Origin of the sequence: Xanthomonas sp. NCPPB 1068, from assembly GCF_041479385.2 — a bacterium.
GTDB lineage: Bacteria > Pseudomonadota > Gammaproteobacteria > Xanthomonadales > Xanthomonadaceae > Xanthomonas > Xanthomonas cannabis.
This window is the reverse complement of sequence record NZ_CM192986.1, coordinates 4,526,305-4,547,507: the sequence shown is the minus strand read 5'-3', so window position 1 is coordinate 4,547,507 and position 21,203 is coordinate 4,526,305. Positions and strand designations below refer to the sequence as shown.

Here is a 21,203-nt window from a genome sequence, read left to right as displayed (position 1 = left end):
GCAGTATATCGATGGCGTGGCTGGGCCCCGTCGATGGCGCAACTGAACGCGCCGGTCATGTCGCTGACGCAGCTGGGATTTTTCGCAGCTGCCGCGCTTTCGCCGTCGCCGCAATTGGGACACAATCCTGCGGCCCACCTCTCTTACGAGCGCGATCACGCGCGCATGCACGCCTACGTCTATAAAAGCCAACGCAAGCAGGACACCTTCGTCTATCTCGCCACGCGTGACGACTTCTCCGGTCTTCCCGCTGCCGTGCACACGCAGCTGGCGCCATTGACCTTCGTGCTGGAGGTGGCGTTGACGCCTGAGCGGCGCCTGGCGCAGGCCGATGCGGCCACCGTGCGCGAGGCGCTTGGCAAGCACGGGTTCTATCTGCAGCTACCCAAGACGGTGGTGCTGGCGGGCGAGTGCGACCATGACTGAGCCGCAGCGTGCCGCGCGGGTGCGCGCCGCCGCCCTGGCTGGCGCCGCCGGTGTGGGGTTGTCCCTGCTGGGCGGGTTTGGCGGCGGCATTGCCGCGGTGAGTCTGTGGCTGGCCCAGCCGGCCTTTGCCTTGGCGGTGTCGTGGGCGCGCGGCAGCCGCGCGCTGGCGACCCAGCCGCGTGCCATTGCCCAGACGCTGCCACCGTTGCTGACGATCTGGGGCGTCGGGCTGCTGGCGTTGGCCGCACTGATCAGCTGGCCGCTGACCGCCCTGCGCGACAGCGGCAGCCTGGCCGCGGCGCTGGCGCTGAGCGTGGCGATCAGCGCCGCGTTGCTGGGCCTGTGGCGGACCTGGCCGTTGTGGGGCGAGGTCGAGCGCGACGGTGGTGCGCTGGCGCCGCGCTGGCATGCGCTGGCCACGCAGGAATTGCATGCCTGGCGTGGCCTGCTGGCGGCCGCGCTGGTGCTGGCGGTGTGCACGCTGGGGGTGGCGCTGGCCTGGCCGGGCTGGTTGTCCGACAGCCTGCGCTGGGGCCTGGCGATTGCCGCCGCCGCGTTGCTGCCGGCCGCCCACCTGCTGCTGCAACGCACCGCCGCACCGACCCGCAGCGATGCGCCGGTGGCACGCCAGGCGGCCGATTTCTTCAATGAGGCCGCCGCCGAGCCGCGCCCGCTGGAGCCGGTGGCCCAGCATCAGCTGGTGCCCGAATTGTTCGAGGCCGCGCGCAGCGGCCGGGTGGATCGCGCGCTGCAGTTGCTGGAGGCCGGTGCCGACCCGCAGGCGATGCCGCTGCCGGAATGGCGCGACCAACGCAGCCTGCCGGCACTGGCGGCGGTGCTGCCGGACCTGCGCCTGCTGCGCGAGTTGATCGTGCGGCGCGTGGACGTCAACCAGCCGCACCGCGGCATGACCCCGCTGCTGGCCGCCACCCGCGACAGCTGGCATGGCCGCCCGGATGCGGTGATGACCCTGCTGGCCAATGGCGCCGACCCGCGCGCCAGCGACAACGACGGCAACACCCCGTTGCACCATGCGGTACGCAGTTCCGACCCCGGCGTGGCCGCGCTGTTGCGCGATGCCGCCGCCGAACTCGGTGCGCTCAACAACGACGGCCACTCGCCGCTGGCAATGGCCTGCCAGGTCGGTAACTGGCGGCTGGCGAAATTCCTGCTGGAGCGTGGTGCCCATTCCGAACCGGATGGCGGCGCACCGGTGCTGCTGGCTGCCGCCGGCACCGAAGAGGACGACCCGGCCGGTGTGCAGCTACTGCTCAAGCACAAGGCCCGTGTGGATGCGCGCGACCGGCAGCGCCGCAGCGCCCTGCACGAAGCCGCGCTGGCGGGCCATGGCGACATCGTCGAGGCGCTGCTCTCGGCCGGGGCCAACCTGGAAGCGCGCGATCTGCTCGGCCGCACGCCCTTGCTGGACGCCGCGCGGCAGGCGCGCAGCGCGGTGCTCGAACGCCTGGTGGCGCGCAAGGCCGATGTGCTGGCCGTCGATGGCGAGGGCCGCAATGCGGTGATGCTCGCCTGCGCCGCCGACAGCGTCTCGCCGGCGCTGATTCGCCGGCTGCTGGATCTGCAGGTGCCGGCCGACGCGGCCGATGTGCATGGCCGTCGCGCCGTGGACGTGGCGGCCGAAGCCGGGCGCTGGGCGATCGTGCAGTTGCTCGATCCGGCCTACCCGCTGCCGGCTGCCGTCAGCGACGCCCCGGGCGACACCCCGGGTGTGACCGTGCTGCCGGATCGCCCGCCATTGGTGCTGCTGCGCGAAGGCCTGCAGTTCGGCCAGCGTGACGGCCTGACCGCCCTGGCGCGGTTGTGCGGCCCGGAAGAACTCGGCGGCCTGCTGCACGACGCGCACCTGGCGCTCAATGCCGATGCGGTCGACTGGCTGCTGCGCCACGGCGCCGATGCCGAAGTGCGCGATGCCTGCGGCGATGTGCCCATGTTTGCGCTGCTCTCGCGCGGCGTGGAGGCGGTGCCGGCCATGCAGGCCCTGCTGCGCCATGGGGTGTCGCCGGCCGGCGCCGGTGGGCTGACCCGGCTGCTCAGTGCCTGCGTGCAGCACGACGCCGCGTCGCGCGGGCTGGAACAGTTCGCGCTTGAATTGCTCGACCGCGGCGCCGACCCGTTCGCGCCGTCGGCGGCGGGCGACCCACCGTTGTCGCTGGCGGTGCGGCTGGGCTGGCTGCGCCTGCAGCAGTGGCTGCTGGAACACGGGGTGGACCGCGAAGCGCGCGACAGCCATGGCATGACCGCACTGCATCTGGCCACCGCGCTGGGCCGCGACGCGTCGCTGAAATTACTGGTCAAGCAGGGCGCCTCGCCGGAAGCGCGCGCTGCCGACGGGCAGACCCCGCTGGGCGTGGCGTTGTCGATCGGCCGCCGCGATCTGGCCGACTGGCTGGACTGGCGGATCTGGTCGCTGCCGCGCCGCACGCTGCGCGAGGCCGATGTGCCGTCCGCGGCGATGACCGGCGACACCGACGCCGTGCGTCGCCTGATCGACCTGGGGCTGCCGGTGGATGCCGTCGACGCGCAGGGCTGCACCGCGCTGCTGCGTGCGGCCGGTGGCGGCCATCTTGGCGTGGTGGCGCATCTGCTCGGCCGTGGCGCCGATCCGCAGCGCGCAGCCAACAGCGGCGCCACCCCGTTGTCGGCGGCGGTGAGCATGCGCCAGACCGAGATCGTGGCCGCCTTGCTGCAGGCCGGCGCACAGATCGAGCACCGCCTGCCGGGCGGGGTCACCGTGCTGATGCTGGCCTGCGCGCTGGGCCTGCCGGACATCGTGGCGCGCCTGCTCACCGCAGCAGCCGATGTGCATGCCACCGACGATCAGGGGCTGGCGCCGCTGCATTGCGCGGCGCTGTACGGCTTCACCGCGCGTGACAAGACCCGCCTGCTGGCCCTGCTGGATACCGTGCTGCTGGCCGGTGCCGACCCGGACCATCTGGCTGGCGGCCGGGTCAGCCCGTTGCTGCTGCTGCTGGGCGCGCGTGCCGAACCGGGCACCACCTGCGACGAGAAGGTGGTGCTGGCCGGCGTCGAACGCCTGCTGGACGAAGACGTCTCGCTGGATGTGGCCGACCAGCGTGGCTTCGGCCCGCTGCATCTGGCCGCGCTGCACGGGCTGCCGCTGCTGGTGCAGCGCCTGCTGCGCGCCGGTGCCGACGCCGATCGTCGCGATGCGCTCAACCGCACCCCGCGCGAGATCGCCATCATGCGCGGCTTCATCGATGTGGCCGGCCAGTTCGAACCGGCGCTGCCGGGCGTGTCGTCGATGGCGCGCTTCCTGCGCGAAGGCCGCTGAGCCGGCGCGGCGGGCAACCGCTGCGGGTGTTGTTCGTGTGCAGCCGCAACCGCCTGCGCAGCCCCACTGCCGAGCGCGTGTTCGCCGACTGGCCCGGCGTGCAGACCCAGTCGGCCGGTCTGGCTGCCGATGCCGAAGTACAGGTCACCCCCGAACTGCTGCACGAGGCCGAGCTGGTGCTGGTGATGGAGCGCCGCCATCTGCAGTTGCTGCGCAAACGCTTCGCCGCGCATCTGCGCCATTGCCGCGTGCTCTCGCTGCAGATTCCCGACGACTACGCCTACATGGACCCGGCACTGATCCGTCGGCTGGAACACACGGTGCCACCGTTGCTGCGCTTGCCGGCGTATTCGTAACCTGATCCCGACACCGCACATGCAAGACTGCATGTTCTTTCGCCGGAAGGAAGCGCCCATACGATGAGCGTGCGTATCGAGGACCACGCCATGCTGGGCAATTGCCACAGCGCGGCCCTGGTCGACCACCGTGGCACCATCGACTGGCTGTGTCTGCCACGCTTCGATTCCGATGCGGTCTTCGCCTCGTTGCTGGGCGACGAGCAACACGGGCAATGGGCACTGGCGCCCGCAGCGGACTTCCGCAGCGAACGTGCCTACGAAGACGACAGCCTGGTGTTGTGCACACGACTGAGCACCGATACCGGCACGGTGGAGCTGGTCGATTTCATGGTGGCCAGCGAAGACGGCGAGGTGCATCAGCATCTGGTGCGCATCGTGCGTTGCGTGCAGGGCGAAGTGCCCATGCACATGCGCCTGACCTTCCGCTTCAACTACGGCCGCACGGTGCCGTGGGTGACGCGCATCGACGACGGCATCCGCGCCATCGCCGGCCCCGATCAGCTTGCACTGCGCTCGCCGCAGACGCTGCACGGCGAGGACATGGGCACCGAAGCGGACTTCACCCTGCGCGACGGCGAGAGCACCTGGTTCCTGCTCAGCCATGGCGCCTCGCACCAGCCCACGCCACCGGCGATCGACCCGGAGCAGGCGCTGCAACGCACCACCGCGTTCTGGCATGGCTGGGCGCGCCGCTGTACCGACGTCGGCCCGTGGACCGAGCAGGTGCGCCGCTCGCTGGTGGTGTTGAAGGGGCTGAGTTATCTGCCCACCGGCGGCATCGTGGCCGCGCCCACCGCCTCGTTGCCCGAGCATCTGGGCGGCACGCGTAACTGGGATTACCGCTACTGCTGGCTACGCGATTCGGTGTTCACGCTGATCGCCTTGCTGCAGGCCGGCTATCGCGACGAAGCTGCCTCGTTCCGCGACTGGGTCCAGCGCACCATCGCCGGTTCGCCCGATCAACTGCAGGCGCTGTACGGCATTGGTGGCGAACGCCGCCTGCAGGAATGGGAGGCGCACTGGTTGCCCGGTTACGAGAACTCCGGCCCGGTGCGCATCGGCAACGGCGCGGTGGATCAGTTCCAGCTCGATGTCTACGGCGAGCTGATTGGCGCCTTCCATTACGCGCGCGAAAAAGGCGTGGCGCCGCCGTCCGATGACGATGGTTCTTCTGCTTCGCTGCTGGAAAAGATCCTCGACACGCTGGAAACGCTGTGGCGCCAACCCGATGAAGGCATCTGGGAAATCCGCGACGAGCGCCGCCACTTCGTGCATTCCAAGGTGATGGCCTGGCTGGCGTTCGATTGCGGCACCCGCGATGGCATTACCCATGCCACTGCGGAAAAACGCGCGCACTGGGGCCGCATCGCCGAGGAGATCCGCGCCGAAGTGCTGGAGAAGGGCGTGCACCCGGACGGGCACTTCGTGCAGAGCTATGGCTCGGACCGCCTGGACGCATCGCTGCTGCTGATTCCCATCGTCGGCTTTCTGCCGGCCGACGACCCACGCATCGCGGCAACCGCCGATGTGATCGCGCGCGAGCTCACCATCGACGGATTGGTCGAACGCTATCGCGCCGACGACAGCGCCGATGGCCTGCCGGCGGGCGAGGGCACCTTCCTGGCCTGCAGTTTCTGGCTGGTGGAAAATTTCGCGCTGGTCGGCCGTACCGACGAAGCGCGCGCATTGCTCGAGCGCCTGCTCGGACTGTGCAACGACGTGGGCCTGCTCGCGGAAGAGTACGACCCACGGGCAAAACGCATGCTTGGCAACTTCCCGCAAGGGTATTCCCACGTGGCCCTGGTCAATGCGGCACTGCGCCTGCACGGACGCATGGGCGAAGAGGAAACACATCCATGAACGAGCAACAGACCACACCGCCCTGCATCATCGTGGTATTTGGCGCGCGCGGCGATCTGACCCGGCGGCTGGTGATGCCGGCGCTGTACAACCTGCGCCGCGCCGGTGCGTTGGGCGAGCAATTCGCCATCGTCGGCATGGACCACGGCGACATCAGCGAGCGCGCCTGGCGCAGCAACATGGGCCAATCGATGACGCAGCTGCTCAGCAGCCGCGATGCGGAATTCCAGACCGACGAATTCGACACCGACACCTGGGACTGGCTGCGCGAGCGCATGCATTACCTGCGCGGCGACTTCACCGATGTAGGCGCCTACCAGGCGCTGGACGGCGTGCTGGAGAAACTGCACAAGCGCTACGGGACGCAAGGCAATGTGCTGTTCTATCTGGCCACCGCCGCGCGCTTCTTCGAGCCGGTGCTGCTCAACCTGGGCGAAGCCGGTCTGGTCAAGCAGCGCGAGAACCAGGGCTGGCGCCGCGTGATCGTGGAAAAACCCTTCGGTCATGACCTGCCCAGCGCCGTCGCGCTCAATGCCACCGTGGCCAAGGTGCTGCACGAGGATCAGGTGTTCCGCATCGACCATTTCCTGGGCAAGGAAACCGTGCAGAACATCCTGGCGTTCCGCTTCGCCAATGGCCTGTTCGAGCCGGTGTGGAACCGCGACCGCATCGATCATGTGCAGATCACCGCCGCCGAAACCATCGGCGTGGAAGGGCGCGGCCGCTTCTACGACCCTACCGGGTGCCTGCGCGACATGGTGCCCAATCACCTGTTCCAGCTGCTGGCGATGATCGCGATGGAGCCGCCGGCCGCCTTCACCACCGAGGCCATGCATCGCCGGCGTGCGGAAGTGATCGAAGCGGTACGCCCGATCAAGCCCGAGGACGTGGTACGCGGGCAATACGCCTCCGGCGCGGTCAATCGCAACGCCGTCCCCGGTTACCGCGAAGAAGACACCGTGCCGGACGATTCGGACACGGAAACCTACGTGGCGATGAAGTTGCAGGTCGACACCTGGCGTTGGGCCGGCGTGCCGTTCTACCTGCGCACCGGCAAACGCCTGCGCGAGCGCACCACCGAGATCGCGATCCGCTTCAAGCCCGCGCCACTGGCACCGTTCCGCAGCACTGAGGTCGGCGGCTACGGCCCCGACTGGCTGGTGCTGCATATCCAGCCGGATGAAGGCATCTCGCTGCAGTTCGACGTCAAGCGCCCAGGCGCACAGGTCGCACTGGCGCCGGTGCGCATGGATTTCCGTTATCGCGACTGGTTTCCCAAGGAATACACGGTGGGCTACGAGCGCCTGCTGCAGGACTGCATGAACGGCGAGGCCGGCCTGTTCCAGGACGCAGCCATGGTGGAAGGCGCCTGGCGCATCGTGCAGCCGATCCTGGATGCCTGGAAGCAACCGGCGAGCGACTTCCCCAACTACGCCGCCGGCAGCGCCGGCCCCTCGGCTGCCGATGCGTTGCTGGCCATGAATGGCGGACACGCCTGGCGCGCGCTCACCCCCGGCCGTAAACCGCCACCGCGCCGGCCGCCGGAAGCGCGTGCCAGTGCTGCAACGCCGGTGAAGAAAGCCACCAAGAAGGCGGCCAAGAAAGCGACCAGGACGGGTAGCGCGTCCAAGGCAACCAAAGCGTCAACCAAGCGAGCGTCGGCGGCTGCCAGCACGCCTGCCCAAGCGGCAGCCTCGGGCACGTCGGCAAAGAAGACCGCTACCAAGCGTGCAAGCAAGCGCGTGGCAAAAGCACCAAGGACCACCAGCAGCGCATCAGGCAGCAAGGCCGCAGCGAAGAAATCCTCAGCCCGCACCACACGCAAGCCACGCAGCTGAGCGACGACAGAAGCGCCGCCGCCGCCGGGCGGCGGCTGTGCACGCAGACAGCGTGCAATGAATCGCAGTCACGCAACGCAAGCGCCCGCGTAGGAGCGCACCCGAGCGCGACGGGGCATGACCGGTAAAGCTTCATCGCGCTCAGGCGCGCTCCTACAAAAGCGCGGTTTCGCGAGTTGATGCGCGGTTGTTGTTGGCGCAACGATTCGCCGATTTTTGAGTCGGCACTCGCCAGCGAGCGGCCGGTATTCGCTGCTTCGTAGGAGCGCACCCGAGCGCGACGGGGCATGACCGGTAAAGCTCCATCGCGCTCAGGCGCGCTCCTACAAAAGCGCGGCTTCGCGAGTTGATGCGCGGTTGTTGTTGGCGCAACGATTCGCCGATTTTTGAGTCGGCACTCGGCAGCGAGCGGCCGGTATTCCCTGCCTCGTAGGAGCGCGTCCGAGCGCGACGGGCATTACCGGTAAAGCCCCATCGCGCTCAGGCGCGCGCCTACGTCAGTGCGATGTGCCGGGCTCAACGCTCGTGCGTGGCGGCGGGTGCCGGCTCGCCATCCACGTCGGCCTTGACGTCGGCTTCGAACAGGTTCATCAGGTCGGCGCGGGCGTCGCGCGAGGTCTGGATCACCTTGGCTTCGTCGTCGTAGACAAGGTGCTGGCGGCGCAGCAGGTCTTCGTCGTGCTGGCGGAAGCGTTTGACGTGTTCGCGCGCATCCGCCTCGCCGAGTCCCAGCGAGGTCAATACCCGCCCGCTCAGTTCCAGGCTGGAGGCGAACACTTCGCGGAACGGTTCTGCACCCAGGTCCATCAGTTTCCAGGCGTGCTGGCGGTTGCGCGCGCGCGCCAGCACCGTGGCCTGCGGGTACAGGCGGCGGATCAGGCGCACCGTCTTGATATTGGTTTCCGGGTCGTCCACCGCGATCACGAACACCTTGATGCGGTCGGCACCGGCGGCGCGCAGCAGCTCCGGGCGGGTGGGGTCGCCGTAATACAGCTGGCTGCCGAAGCGGCGCAGGTCTTCCACCGTATCGGGGTTATGTTCCAGCGCCACGAACGGCACGTGCCGCGCGGTGAGCAGGCGGGCAACCACCTGGCCAAAGCGGCCCATGCCGGCCACCAGCACCTTGGGCGTCTGCGCGTCGATGGTGTCGAACGGGCGCTCGGACTTGGGCGCACGCAGGCGCAGCGGTCCGTTGAGGATGCGTTGCATGCCCAGCAGCAACAGCGGCGTCAGTGCCATCGACACACCGACGATGGCCACCATCCGGTCGTGATTGGCCGCGTCCAGCAGGCCCACGCGGTCGGCCTCGTTGAACACCACGAACGCGAATTCGCCGCCCAGCCACAGCACGCTGCCCAGCATCAGGCTGCTGCGCAGCGGCAACTTGGCCACGCTGCCGATGCCCACCAGCAGCGAGAACTTCACCACCAGCAGGATCGCCACACCCGCCGCGATCAAGCCGGGCTCGGCGACCACGCGGTTGAGGTCGATGCCCATTCCCACCGAGATGAAGAACAGCCCCAGCAGCAGCCCTTCGAACGGTTCGATCTGCGATTCGAGTTCATGGCGGAATTCCGAATCGGCCAGCAGCACGCCGGCGATGAAGGCCCCCAGGCTGGCGCTCAATCCGGCTTCCTGCATGATCCAGGCGGTGCCCAGCACCACCAGCAAGGCGCTGGCGGTAAACACCTCCGGCATGCGCGTGCGCGCCACCACGTTGAACAGGTGGCGCAGCACGAAGCGCCCGCACAGGATCACCAGCGCCAGCGCCGCCACGGCCTTGGCCACGTCCGGCCAGGCGAGGGTGGCGTTCTTGCTGCCGCCCAGCAGCGGAATGGCCGCCAGCAGCGGGATCGCAATCAAGTCCTGGAACAGCAGGATCGCAAACGCCAGCCGGCCGTAGTCGCTACCCAGCGCCTTACGCTCGGCCAGCAATTGCAGGCCCACCGCGGTGGACGACAAGGCCAGTGCCACGCCGATGATCAGTGCGCTCTTCCAGCCCAGATTGCCCACCATGAGCAGGCCGCCCAGGATCACCGTGGTCACCACCACCTGGGTAGCGCCGGCGCCGAACACCGAATGGCGCATCACCTTCAGCCGCGCCGGCGACAGCTCCAGCCCGATCACGAACAGCAGCATCACCACACCGATCTCGGCCGCACCGCTGATGCGCTCGGCGTCCTGCACCACGCCCACGCCATCGGGTCCGAGCACCACGCCGGCCACCAGGTAGGCCAGCACGGCTCCCAGACCAAAGCGCTTGAACACCGGCACCGCCACGATGGCGGCCAGCATCAGCACCAAAGCCAGTTCAAGACCACCGCTATGCATGCACGTTCTCCGTTGAGGTGCTCATTATGCCGCCGGCCTGCGTGTGCCCGCCTGGATTGGCGTGCGCTGCGTGCAACGGTGCGGGCCGGCGGTGCACTTCGGTTCGGTGATTCACCAAACGCTGTGAGGCGCGCAGCACGCCACCGGTAACCGGTGTCCGTCCGATGACATGGCGCGGCCGCACGGCAACGACGCCTGCCTGCGCCCGATCCCGGCAGCGAGGCACGGTACGCCGCGTTGCGGTCGCCAGCGCATCGCCTGTTCCGGGCCGCGCTGCAACAGGCCAGGTGAGCGCACGCTGCAGTGTCGGGTCTCCATGCGGGCATGCTGCGAGGTGCCGCCCCGGCGCGCTACGGCGCAGACGCTGGCCACTTGCACGGGGCTGCACGGTCGCTGAGCACGGCCTGCGCAGGGCATTGACCAAGCCGACTCAGGCGCGCAGACTGCGCCGCGCTGCCGCCCGGATCGCCGGTCGGTGCGCACTTTCGGAGCCTTTATCCATGTCCAGCGACAGTCACCCTAGACCCGGGTCGATGACCCAGCTGGCGCGCGCCTGAGGCGTGAGGTTCGCCGGCTGTCATCGACGACGGTCGTCACCAGGCGAACCACCATGTACGAGCAAACCCTGCGCCTTGCCCAAGGCGTCGATGCACTGACCGCACCCCTGGCCGAGCTCAACACGGCCGATGCGGTGGAATATCTCAACACCCTCGACCGCGACGATGCTGCGCATGTGCTGGCCGCGTTGCCGTCCCCGCGTGCAGTGAAGCTGCTCGAACAACCCGAGCTGCGCGATGCCAGCGAACTGATCGCGCAACTGCCTGCGGAACAGGCCGCCTCGCTGCTCGGGCAGATGGCCGACGACCGCGCCACCGATATCTTCCATGGCCTGGATGCCGACCAGCGCCAGCCGCTGCTGTGGTTGCTCAGTGCCGAGGCGCGGCTGTCGATCCAGGCGTTGATGCGCTACCCGCCCAACACCGCCGGCGCGCTGATGACCACCGAGTTCGTGGCGGTGCCGTCCGACTGGACGGTGGGCCGCACCCTGCAGCACATCCGCGAGGTGGAGCGCAGCCGCGAGACGGTCTACGCCATCTATCTGCTCGATCCGCACACCCGCGTGCTGCAGCAGGTGGTCACCATGCGCCGGCTGATCACCGGCGTGCCGGAGGCATCGATCCTGGATGTGGCGCAGGTCAATCCGCCGGTCACCGTGGACCCGGCGCTGGACCAGGAAGAAGTCGCACGGCTGATCCGCCGCCACGACCTGCTCGCCATCCCGGTGGTGGATGCGCATGGCCATGTGCTGGGTATCGTCACCGTGGACGATGTGCTGGATGCGTTGATCGCCGAATCCACCGAAGACGTGCACAAGTTCGGCGGCATGGAGGCGCTGGACAGGCCCTACATGCAGATCGGCTTTGGCCAGATGATCAAGAAGCGCGCCGGCTGGTTGAGCGTGCTGTTCCTGGGCGAAATGCTTACCGCCAGCGCGATGCAGCACTTCGAGGATGAACTGTCCAAGGCGGTGGTGCTGACCCTGTTCATTCCGTTGATCATGAGCTCGGGCGGCAACTCCGGATCGCAGGCCACCTCGCTGCTGATCCGCTCGCTGGCACTGCGCGAACTGCGTCTGCGCGACTGGTGGAAGGTAGCGCTGCGCGAGCTGCCCACCGGCCTCACCCTGGGCGCGATCCTGGGCGTGCTGGCGATCGTGCGTATCGCAATCTGGCAAAACGCCGGCCTGTACGACTACGGTCCGCACTGGCAGATGGTGGCGCTGACCATCGGCGCGGCGCTGATCGGCATCGTCACCTTCGGTTCGCTCTCCGGCTCGATGCTGCCGTTCGTGTTGCAACGCTTCGGCTTCGACCCGGCCAGCGCCTCGGCACCGTTCGTGGCCACACTGGTGGATGTCACCGGGCTGGTGATTTATTTCAGCATCGCCGCGGCGATCCTGAGCGGCACGTTGTTGTAGCGTCGCGATGCGTGGCGCGTGTGCGAGCAGCTGCGCGCCGCCCTCGTCACGTCTGCAATCGTCGAGATCCGACGGTCGAGGTGCCGCATGCACGGCAGCATTTCATACGGGGTAAGTCGCCTCTGCGTGCCATCACTTGGCGCGCAGAGGCGCTGCAGTACCCGGCCGTGCGGTTGCGGAACATCTTGCACAGCCTGCGTAGTGATGCATGGCAGACCGTGCATCACTGCGCACCGGCAACGCCGGTCAGAAGTTGACGTACACCGTGGCGCGCAGATTGCGGCCAGGCTCGCTATAGCGGCCGATGCCGTCGTCGGTGGCATAGCCGTACAGATAGAAATCGCCGCGGGTGACGTTGCGGATGCGTGCCCACTGGAAGTAACGCTCGTCGAACAGGTTGTACACGCCGAGATTGACGCGCACGTGTGCGTTGACGCGATAGCTGCCGAACAGATCGACCACGCTGTAGGCGTCGCTGAGGAACGGCTCGGCCGGCGCGCCGAAGACATCGCTCTCCACGTTGACGTCCTTGGCCTTCTTGGCCAGCGCGTGGGTGATGTTGGCAGTGATGCGCAGCCGCTCGTCCAGGCCCTGCCAGCTCAGGCCGAGCACACCGCGATCCGGATTGATGCTGTCCAGCGGGCGGCCGTCTTCCAGCTCGCCCTGGTTGTGGGTCCAGGCCGCGCGCAGCAGCCAGGCATCGCCCAGTTTGAACTGCGCATCCAGTTCGACCCCCTTGACCTCGACCTGGCCGACATTGAGCAGCGTGGTGTAGGCGTAGCCGTTGCGCGAGGTGCACACGCCGCGGGTACAGGTCTGGTAACGCGTGCCGGCATCGGCGGTCACCGTCTCGCTCTGGATGAAGTCGTCGTAGCGGTCGCGGAACACCGACAATCCCACGCGCGCCCAGTCGCTTTCCCAGCGCCAGCCCAGTTCCAGGTTGAGGCTGCGCTCTGCTTCCAGCGCGGGATTGGCGGCCACGGTCGGCACGTTGACGGTGGTGCCGGTGTCCACCCGGGTCAGCGCAGTGATGCTGGTCGGGGCGTACATTTCGGCGGTGGTCGGCGCACGGAAGCCGCGCCCGGCCTGGAACCACAGCGTCTGCTGCGGGGTGAAGGCGTAGCTGATGCCGGCCTGCCAGGTGGGCGAAGCGAACGTCACCTCGCGTACCGTGCCGGTGGTATCGATGAAGGTGGGCGACAGTGTCGGCGTATAGCGATAGTGGTCGTAGCGGGCGCCCAGGGTGAGCTGCAGGCGGTCGTCGAGCAGGCCGATACGATCGCGCAAGTACACGCTCCAGGTGTCGGCATCGGTCTGTGGCACCTGTGCCGGGTCGACGGTGGCGGTGTCCAGCGCGCCGGCGTTGTTCCAGCGGTAGTCGACCGCGCGGAAATCGATGCTGCGGCGCTGCCAGGCGGCCCCGTACAGCAGCGCTTGCGACCAGCCGTTGCCGTGCACCTGCTTGTCGAAATCCAGCGCGATGCGGTCCAGGGTCTGCTCGGTGTCGCGGTCTTCGGCGCGGCGGCATGGCAGCGCCACCGTGCAGCGCGTGGTGGCCGCAGTGGCGGGGGTGCTCGAGCTGCCGCTCTGGGTGAGGATGCGGGTGGTGCCGCGGCTGTCGGTCTGCTGGCGGTCGAGCTGCGCTTCCAGGGTGTCGAACAAGGCGTTGTGGGCGTTCCAGAGATAGCGCAGGCCGTAACGATCGCGGTCGTTGCTGTCGTCGCCGATGCGTTCGGCATAACTTGGCGCGCTGACACGGCTCAGGTTGTCGACCCGGTTCTGCGAGCGGTTGCGTTCGTAGACCACGCCGAAGCGGTGCTGTGCATTCGGCACCACGTCGAGTTTGGCCAGCACGTTGTCGCTTTCGCTGTCGATCGGGTCGGGCGTGCGCCGCGCGCTGCCGGTGTCGATTTCGGTGCTGGAATACCAGCCCTCCGATTCGTGGCCGTCGCGGCGGGTATAAGTCAGCATCGATTCGACGATGCCGGTGCGATTGGCGACGGTGACGTTGCCCAGCAGCTGGTCGTTATGACCGGTGTAGCCGGTCTTCAGGCCGACATAGGTGTCGTTGCCTTGCGCCTTGAGATAGTCGTAGGGGTCCTTGGTGGTAAAGACGACCGCGCCGCCGAGCGCACCGCTGCCGGCGCTGATCGAATCGGCGCCTTTGACGATGTCCACGCTCTTGAGCGAATCCACATCCACGCCACCGCGGCCGGCGCGGAAGAACTCGTAGTCACGCGCGGTCTCCACACCTTCGGCCATCGACAGGCCGTCGATGGTCATCGCCACCCGGTCGCCTTCCAGCCCGCGGATATTGAAGCCGTTCTCGCCGAAGCGGCCCATGTCGGCGATGCTCACGCCGGGGATGTAGCGCACCAGGTCCTCCATGCTTTCGGCCTGTTCCTGCTGCAGCTGCGCAGTGTCCAGGGTGGTGACGTTCTGGTTGCTGGAGGCGCGCTTGTCGCGCGCGGCCTTCACTTCGACCGGGTCGAAGGTGGTGGCGTCGGCGGGCGCCTGTTCGGCATGCAGCGGGAAGGCCAGGCCGGCGGCGATCGCCAGGGCCAGCAGGGTCGGTGTCGAAGTCATCGTGGGGTCCACAGTCAGGAGAAATGAGGGGCGCGAAAGGCGCGGACCTGGCTGCGGGCGGCACGGGGCGGTCGCGTGGCTGGGTGGGGCCCGCCAGTGGCGGGCCAGGTGGCGCGGGTGTCGATCCGCGCCGGAAGGAGCAGTTGGCCGGTTCGTCAGTCCGCCCGGGCCGGTCTAGAAGCCGGGGCAGGCGCAGGCGGCGGCAACGCCGCGTCGCTGGCATCCACCACTCCGTCGTGATTGCGGTCGACGCGGGCGAACGTGCGCAGGCCCGAGGCCTGGTATTCGGCGAAGCTCATGCGCTTGTCCTTGTCGGTGTCGAGCACGTTGAAGCGCACGTGCACCTGGCGATCGTCGGCCTGCTCGAGCGCGGTGAGGCGGCGGTTGAGGCGGTCTTCGAACTCGACGCGGTACTCGTCCATCGACAGCGCGCCGTCGCGGTTACCGTCGGCACCGGCGAACTGCGCCGCGCGCAGGTCCGCGTATTCCGCGCGGCCCACCTTGCCGTCGCCGTTCTCGTCGTACAGCGCCAGGAAGCCGTCGGCCGACTGGCTGTCGGGCATGCCCGGGCGGCCGCCGTCGCGATCGAAGGCGACCGTCGGTTCGGTAGCTGCAGCGGTGGCGGCGGCCGCCAGGGCTGCCTGTCCGCGCGCCCAGTCCTGCGCGCCGGCATTATCGAATTCAGCGCGCGAGACCTGCCCATCGCCATCGCTGTCGAGTGCGGCGAAGCGTTGCTTGCCCTGCGCGGCCTGTGCGCCGCGCTCCTGTTCCAGCGCATGCTGGCGGCGCTCGCGGAACTCGCCCACGTACTCGTCCTCATCGACCGTGCCGTCGTGGTTGCGGTCGGTGGCATCGAAGCGGCTGCGGCGGAAGGCCGCGAAGTCGGCGGCGGTGATGCGGCCGTCGTGGTTGTCGTCGTGCTGGGTGATGAAGGCCTGCACATTGTTGCCGTGACCGCCGAGCAGCGGGCGCGGCTCGGATTGGGCGACAGCGACGGCAGGAAGCAGCAGCGCGCAAAGGCACGCGCCGGCCAGGGAGCCAGTGTTCATGGATTGCCTCGTGAGGGAAGAAAAAAGTGCCGGACCGGGTCATCGGTGCGACAGGCAGAGCGCTGCCTGTAGACGGCCAGCTGAGCCAGGCCGATGCGCCCGCACCGGTGCGTGGACGCCGCGAAACACGCAACCGCCGCAGCGCTTGCGTAGCGCTACTGCTCCAGCACCTGGAAGGTGAGCGTGGTGCTGTTGCTGTACTCGCGCACCGGGGCGCCGGCCGGCGCGGGGGTGCGGTGGCGGGTCAATGCCAGCCAGGTGCCGGCGTGGTCCAGTTTCAGGACTGCGCGGCCTGCGGCGTCGGTGGTCACGCTGAGCACCGTCGGCTTGCGGTCGGAGGTCCACACCGCCTCGCTGATGTCCACGGTCTGCCTGGCCAGCGGCACGCCGTCGTACTGCACCGTGAAAGCGAACGTCTCGCCCACAAACAAATCGTTGGGATGGGTGACCGGCACCAGTTCCAGGCCGCGGTTACGCGGCGCCAATGCGCTGCGATCGGGCTTGCCGACGCTCACATAGGTTTCCGCCAGGGTGCGCGACTGGAAGCTGGCGATCAGCGTGGCGCCCTTGGGCATGGGCACCTTCGGGCCGCGCACGGTCTCGCGCTTGCCGTCCAGTTCCCAGGTGCGGAACTGCGCGCCTACGCGCAGGCCGCTGCTGAATCGATAGGTGCCGGGCTGCTTGCCCAGCGCGTGTTCGACGACGGTGCGGGTGTCCAGCGCCTGCACCCGCGCCGGTTCGACATCGCGGCCATCGGGCCCGGTGATGCTGAAATGGCTCTGGTCGAAGGCCGCTTCGGGCACGAAGAAGGTCTCGGCGAACGCCGCGTCCAGCGTCACCGTCTGACCGGGCTGCGGAGCGAAGGTGTTCGGCGCCAGATAAGGGGTATGCGCGGAGGCAGATGCAGCGAGCAGCAGCGCCGACAGTGTCAGCAGTTTCATGGGGGGTCCCTGTTCCGGATGAGTCGCTGGCGGCAGGGGCGCCGGGCGGCGCGGGAAGCTGGCTGACCACGGGATATTAACGAAAATAAGAATCGTTCACAACAATAGGATGTGCTGTGTCGCTGTTTCTCTGCCGCTGGGTCGATGACGCCAGCTCTGCCTGACGTGTACCGTAGCGCGATGGCTTCCGCGTCCCCCGCACCATGAGTACCTACCACCTGCAGCAGGTCTTTCGCCCCAGCACCGTGGCGGTGGTGGGCGGCAGCCCGCGTGAGCGCTCGGCCGGGCGGGCGGTGGTGCGCAATCTGCGCGCGGCCGGCTTCCCTGGCCAGATCGGTTGGGTGAGCCCGCGCTACACCGAAATCGATGGCGTGCGCACGGTGCCGCGGTTGACCGATCTGCCGTGGGTGCCGGATCTGGTGGTGATCACTGCGCCGGCGCGCATCGTGCCGCGCATCGTCTCCATCGCGGCGCGGCGCGGGGTGGCCGCGGCGATCATCCTCACTGCCGGCCTGGGTCGCGGGCCTGGCTCGCCGGCTGCGCGCATGGAGGCGGCTGCGCGGGCCAAGGGCATGCGCATCCTCGGCCCGCACTGTTTGGGTGTGATCGCGCCGCACGCGCGGCTCAATGCCAGCATCGCCGCGCATTGCCCGCAGGCCGGCGACCTGGCGCTGATCTCCGAATCCAGCGCCATTGCCGCCGCGCTGGTGGAGTGGGGCGTGGCTCGTTCGGTCGGCTTTTCCGCGGTGGTGTCGCTTGGCGATACGCTGGATGTGGATTTCGGCGACCTGCTCGATTACTTCGCCACCGACTACCGCACCCGCGCCATCCTGCTGTATGTCGAACGCATCGGCGATGCGCGCAAGTTCATGTCGGCCGCGCGTGCTGCGGCACGTGCCAAACCCGTCGTGGTGGTCAAGTCCGGCCGCCAGTTCCGCATCAACCCCAATGCCGACACCCACGCGCAGGCGCTGGCTGGCTCGGATGCGGTGTATGGAGCGGCATTCGCACGCGCCGGCCTGTTGCGGGTGGGCGCGCTGGACGAGTTGTTCGCCGCGGCCGAAACCCTGGGCCGGCTCGGCAGCTTCCCCGGCCGGCGGCTGGCGATCCTGAGCAATGGCGGCGGGGTGGGGCAGCTGGCGGTGGACCAGCTGGTGCTGCGCGGCGGCACCCTGGCCGAGTTGTCGCCCAAGACGCTGGAAAAGCTCGATCAGTCCCTGCCGGAAGGCTGGTCGCGCAGCAACCCGGTGGACATCATCGTGGATGCCGATGGCGCGCGCTACGCCGCGGCGATCGAAGCGCTGCTGGACGATGCGGAAAACGACGCGCTGCTGGTGGTCAACGTGCCCACCGCCTTTACTTCCTCCGCCGATGCGGCCAAGGCGCTGACCCGCGCGCTGGACCAACGCAACCGCTACCAGCGCGACAAGCCGGTGTTCGCAGTGTGGCTGGGCCAGGACGATGCGGCCATCGCCGCGCTCAACGCCGCGCGCGTGCCCACCTATGCCACCGAATCGGACGCAGTGCGCGGCTTCACCCACCTGGTGCGCTACCGCGAGGCGCAGGCGGCGCTGATGGAAACCCCACCCAGCCTGCCGGAAGACTTCGTGGTGGATGCCGGCATCGCCCGCACCGTGGTCGATGAGGCACTGGCGGCCGGGCGGCGCTGGCTGGACCCGGTGGCCACCAACCGGCTGCTGGCCGCCTACGGCATCCCGATCGTGCCGCTGCAGGTGGCCGCCACCGCCAACGAGGCCGCCTTGCTGGCCGACCCGCTGTTGGCCGTCGGCCGCACGGTGACCTTGAAGGTGCTGTCCAGCGACATCGCGCACAAGTCCGATGTGGATGGCGTGCGCCTGAACCTGTCCAGCGTGGCGGCGGTGCGCGAGGCGGCGGCCGGCATCCTGGCGCGGGCGCGCGCTGCGCTGCCGGATGCAGTGATCGAGGGGGTGATCGTGCAGCCCACCGTGCTGCGGCCGAAGGCGCGTGAACTGATCGCCGGCATCGCCGACGACCCGGTGTTCGGCCCGGCGATCGTGTTCGGCCGTGGCGGCACCGCGGTGGAAGTGATCAACGACCGCGAGCTGGCCTTGCCGCCGCTGGACCTGCGCCTGGCCCACGAGCTGATCGGGCGCACGCGGGTCTCGCGCATCCTCAAGGCCTACCGCGACGTGCCGGCGGCCGACGAGCGCGCGGTGGCGCTGGTGCTGGTCAAACTGGCGCAGCTGGCCGCCGACATCCCGGAAATCACCGAGCTGGACATCAACCCGCTGCTGGCCGACCGCGATGGCGTGATCGCGCTGGACGCGCGCGTGGCGGTGGCGCCGGCGCGCAAGCTGCACAAGGGCCGCGGCCATCCGCGTTTTGCGATCTTCCCGTACCCCAAGGAATGGGAGCGTCAGATCGGCCTGGGCGATGGCACCCACGCGCTGGTGCGCCCGGTGCGCCCGGAAGACGATGCGTTGTTCCGCGCGTTCTTCGCGCGCGTCACCGACGAAGACCTGCGGCTGCGTTTCTTCCAGTCGGTCAAGCATTTCAGCCACGAATTCATCGCCCGCCTGACCCAGCTCGATTACGCGCGTTCGATCGCGCTGGTGGCCATCGACCCCAAGACCGGCGACATGCTCGGCGCGGTGCGGCTGCATGCAGACGCCGATTACGAAGGCGGCGAGTACGGCATCCTGATCCGCTCCGACCTCAAGGGCCACGGCATCGGCTGGCAGCTGATGCGCATCATGATCGAGTACGCGCGCTGGTTGGGCCTCAAGCAGATCGAAGGCCAGGTGCTGCGCGAGAACCGCACCATGCTGGCGATGTGCCAGAGCCTGGGCTTCGGCGTGCGCCCGGATCCGGACGATGCGACCCTGATGGCGGTGACACTCCCTATAATGGGCGAGCCGCGCCCGGCCTGACGTTGCGTCACGCCGCGGTCCCCCATCCTCCACCGCACGCCGGATCTGCCGGGCCTTGCCCTGGCCCGTTGCTCCGGCTGTCGTCTCGGCCCGCCTGGGAGTGTCAATGTTTCGCGATTTCAGAATGTCGTTCTTGGTCACAGCGATCTGCCTGGGCCTGGCTGCCTGGTGGGGTCATACCTCCGCGATGGGCATCTGGCAGGCGCTATGGCTATGCCTGGTGCTGAGCGTGCTGGAGGTGTCGCTGTCGTTCGACAACGCGGTGGTCAACGCCGGTGTGCTCAAGCACATGAACGCGTTCTGGCAGAAGTTGTTCCTCACCGTCGGCATCCTGATCGCGGTGTTCGGCATGCGCCTGGTGTTCCCGATCGTGATCGTGTCGGTGGCCACCGGCATGGGCCTGGTGCCGGTGATGCAGATGGCGCTGAAGGAGCCGGACCGCTACAGCCAGGTGCTGACCGACAACTACCCGTCCATTGCCGCCTTCGGCGGCATGTTCCTGCTGCTGGTGTTCCTGAACTTCCTGTTCGACCAGGAGCGCAAGCTGCATTGGCTGGGCCCGGTGGAGCGGCTGGTCGGCAAGCTGGGCAAGGCCGATGCGATGTCGGTGATCGTGGCGGTGACGGTCCTGCTGTGCACCAAGCTGTTCCTGCCCGATGCCATCTTCCAGAGCGTGCTGTTCGCCGGGCTGGGCGGCATCCTGCTGTATCTGCTGGTCGGCAGCGTGGACGCCTTGTTCGAAGCCGAAGAAAGCGAAGACGGCAGCATGGGCCCGGCCAAGCGCTCGGGCATTGCCGCGTTCTTGTATCTGGAAGTGCTGGATGCCTCGTTCTCGTTCGACGGTGTGATCGGCGCGTTCGCGATCACCCGCGACGTGGTGATCATCATGCTGGGCCTGGCGATCGGCGCGATGTTCGTGCGCTCGATGACGGTCTACCTGGTGCACAAGGGCACCCTGGACGAATTCGTGTTCCTGGAGCACGGCGCGCACTACGCCATCGGCGTACTGGCGATCATCATGCTGGTGGGCACCGTCTACCACGTGCCGGAAGTGCTCACCGGCCTGATCGGCGTGGCCTTCATCGCCGCCTCGGTGTGGTCCTCTATCCGCTACCGCAAGCGTCACCACATCGGCCCGACCGAGATCTGAGGCCGCCACGCCCTCGACCGGACTTGAAGATCGCCAAGCGCTCGCGATAGGCACGATGCGGGCGTCGCTACCTGATTGCTCAATCCTGGCAGATCAGTCGGAGAGCGGATCATCTGCGCCTTTGCTGCAGGGCCCTTGCCCGCCCACCATCGCAGGACACGCCGCAAGTACATCCATGTAGCTCCTTGGCGGCATCCATGCCGCCAAGGGTCCCGCGACGGTGGGCGGGCAAGGACCAGTTAAGATGGTCGGTTTGCATAGATTTAAATAAAGCAGCCAGCAAACTGTCTAGTGCGCTGACTTCGCTCTTCAACAAAACCACCAGCCAACTGTCTGGTGCGGCGTCCCTCACCGCTTGCGGGACCGTTGGCGGCATGGATGCCGCCAACGAGCCCCATGGACGGGTTAACGGCGTGTCCCGCAAGCGGTGAGGGCACCGCGCCCTCGACGTCTTTGTGTT

12 protein-coding genes are annotated in these 21,203 nt (G+C 68.2%); 8 read left to right on the top strand and 4 right to left on the bottom strand.

Going from position 1 to position 21,203, the window contains the following annotated elements; genetic code table 11:
- The first annotated feature begins 165 nt into the window (after positions 1-165).
- From ACCQ12_RS19315 to zwf, 5 genes are all read left to right on the top strand, one after another.
- A complete protein-coding gene (locus ACCQ12_RS19315) occupies positions 166-426 on the top strand; it encodes a YcgL domain-containing protein (RefSeq protein ID WP_039414450.1) in 261 nt (86 codons plus the stop codon).
- Entirely contained in the window at positions 419-3,739 is a 3,321-nt protein-coding gene (locus ACCQ12_RS19310) for an ankyrin repeat domain-containing protein (RefSeq protein WP_372382488.1), read from the top strand. The genes ACCQ12_RS19315 and ACCQ12_RS19310 overlap by 8 nt, the downstream gene beginning before the upstream one ends.
- A 26-nt stretch (positions 3,740-3,765) precedes the next feature.
- A complete protein-coding gene (locus tag ACCQ12_RS19305) occupies positions 3,766-4,095 on the top strand; it encodes a low molecular weight protein tyrosine phosphatase family protein (protein WP_081422688.1) in 330 nt (109 codons plus the stop codon).
- Positions 4,096-4,158: 63 nt separating this feature from the next.
- A complete protein-coding gene (locus tag ACCQ12_RS19300) occupies positions 4,159-5,958 on the top strand; it encodes a glycoside hydrolase family 15 protein (protein WP_166752565.1) in 1,800 nt (599 codons plus the stop codon).
- The gene (gene zwf, locus ACCQ12_RS19295) at positions 5,955-7,796 is read left to right on the top strand and encodes a glucose-6-phosphate dehydrogenase (RefSeq protein ID WP_372382487.1); all 1,842 of its coding nucleotides are present in this window, start codon (positions 5,955-5,957) and stop codon (positions 7,794-7,796) included. The genes ACCQ12_RS19300 and zwf overlap by 4 nt, the downstream gene beginning before the upstream one ends.
- 516 nt (positions 7,797-8,312) lie before the next feature.
- On the opposite strand, the gene ACCQ12_RS19290 is transcribed toward zwf, so the two are convergent.
- On the bottom strand, positions 8,313-10,127 hold the full coding sequence (locus ACCQ12_RS19290; RefSeq protein ID WP_372382486.1) for a monovalent cation:proton antiporter-2 (CPA2) family protein: 1,815 nt from the start codon (positions 10,125-10,127) through the stop codon (positions 8,313-8,315).
- Between the two features lie 610 nt (positions 10,128-10,737).
- On the opposite strand from ACCQ12_RS19290, the gene mgtE reads away from it, so the two are divergent.
- Positions 10,738-12,105, top strand: a complete 1,368-nt coding sequence (gene mgtE / locus ACCQ12_RS19285) for a magnesium transporter (RefSeq protein WP_166752567.1) — start codon at positions 10,738-10,740, stop codon at positions 12,103-12,105.
- Between the two features lie 246 nt (positions 12,106-12,351).
- Here the strand turns inward: mgtE and ACCQ12_RS19280 are convergent, their stop codons facing one another.
- The 3 genes from ACCQ12_RS19280 to ACCQ12_RS19270 all read right to left on the bottom strand — a co-directional run bounded on the left by ACCQ12_RS19280 (position 12,352) and on the right by ACCQ12_RS19270 (position 16,681).
- Positions 12,352-14,691: a TonB-dependent hemoglobin/transferrin/lactoferrin family receptor gene (locus tag ACCQ12_RS19280; protein WP_372382485.1), complete on the bottom strand. Its 2,340-nt coding sequence runs from the start codon at positions 14,689-14,691 to the stop codon at positions 12,352-12,354.
- A gap of 155 nt (positions 14,692-14,846) precedes the next feature.
- Positions 14,847-15,740: an EF-hand domain-containing protein gene (locus ACCQ12_RS19275; protein WP_372382484.1), complete on the bottom strand. Its 894-nt coding sequence runs from the start codon at positions 15,738-15,740 to the stop codon at positions 14,847-14,849.
- 155 nt (positions 15,741-15,895) lie between these two features.
- On the bottom strand, positions 15,896-16,681 hold the full coding sequence (locus tag ACCQ12_RS19270; protein ID WP_372382483.1) for a DUF4198 domain-containing protein: 786 nt from the start codon (positions 16,679-16,681) through the stop codon (positions 15,896-15,898).
- 203 nt (positions 16,682-16,884) lie between these two features.
- Between ACCQ12_RS19270 and ACCQ12_RS19265 the strand changes: the two genes are divergently transcribed.
- Both ACCQ12_RS19265 and ACCQ12_RS19260 read left to right on the top strand, forming a co-directional pair.
- Positions 16,885-19,593: a bifunctional acetate--CoA ligase family protein/GNAT family N-acetyltransferase gene (locus ACCQ12_RS19265; RefSeq protein WP_372382482.1), complete on the top strand. Its 2,709-nt coding sequence runs from the start codon at positions 16,885-16,887 to the stop codon at positions 19,591-19,593.
- A gap of 106 nt (positions 19,594-19,699) precedes the next feature.
- The gene (locus ACCQ12_RS19260) at positions 19,700-20,743 is read left to right on the top strand and encodes a DUF475 domain-containing protein (RefSeq protein ID WP_039415496.1); all 1,044 of its coding nucleotides are present in this window, start codon (positions 19,700-19,702) and stop codon (positions 20,741-20,743) included.
- Positions 20,744-21,203 lie beyond the last annotated feature (460 nt).

Bases quoted from the DNA above. Each gene is read 5' to 3' on its own strand.
- ACCQ12_RS19315 (WP_039414450.1), top strand. From the start codon at position 166: ATGCACGCCTACGTCTATAAAAGCCAACGCAAGCAGGACACCTTCGTC.
- ACCQ12_RS19310 (WP_372382488.1), top strand. From the start codon at position 419: ATGACTGAGCCGCAGCGTGCCGCGCGGGTGCGCGCCGCCGCCCTGGCT.
- ACCQ12_RS19300 (WP_166752565.1), top strand. From the start codon at position 4,159: ATGAGCGTGCGTATCGAGGACCACGCCATGCTGGGCAATTGCCACAGC.
- zwf (WP_372382487.1), top strand. From the start codon at position 5,955: ATGAACGAGCAACAGACCACACCGCCCTGCATCATCGTGGTATTTGGC.
- ACCQ12_RS19290 (WP_372382486.1), bottom strand. From the start codon at position 10,127: ATGCATAGCGGTGGTCTTGAACTGGCTTTGGTGCTGATGCTGGCCGCC.
- mgtE (WP_166752567.1), top strand. From the start codon at position 10,738: ATGTACGAGCAAACCCTGCGCCTTGCCCAAGGCGTCGATGCACTGACC.
- ACCQ12_RS19280 (WP_372382485.1), bottom strand. From the start codon at position 14,691: ATGACTTCGACACCGACCCTGCTGGCCCTGGCGATCGCCGCCGGCCTG.
- ACCQ12_RS19275 (WP_372382484.1), bottom strand. From the start codon at position 15,740: ATGAACACTGGCTCCCTGGCCGGCGCGTGCCTTTGCGCGCTGCTGCTT.
- ACCQ12_RS19270 (WP_372382483.1), bottom strand. From the start codon at position 16,681: ATGAAACTGCTGACACTGTCGGCGCTGCTGCTCGCTGCATCTGCCTCC.
- ACCQ12_RS19265 (WP_372382482.1), top strand. From the start codon at position 16,885: ATGAGTACCTACCACCTGCAGCAGGTCTTTCGCCCCAGCACCGTGGCG.
- ACCQ12_RS19260 (WP_039415496.1), top strand. From the start codon at position 19,700: ATGTTTCGCGATTTCAGAATGTCGTTCTTGGTCACAGCGATCTGCCTG.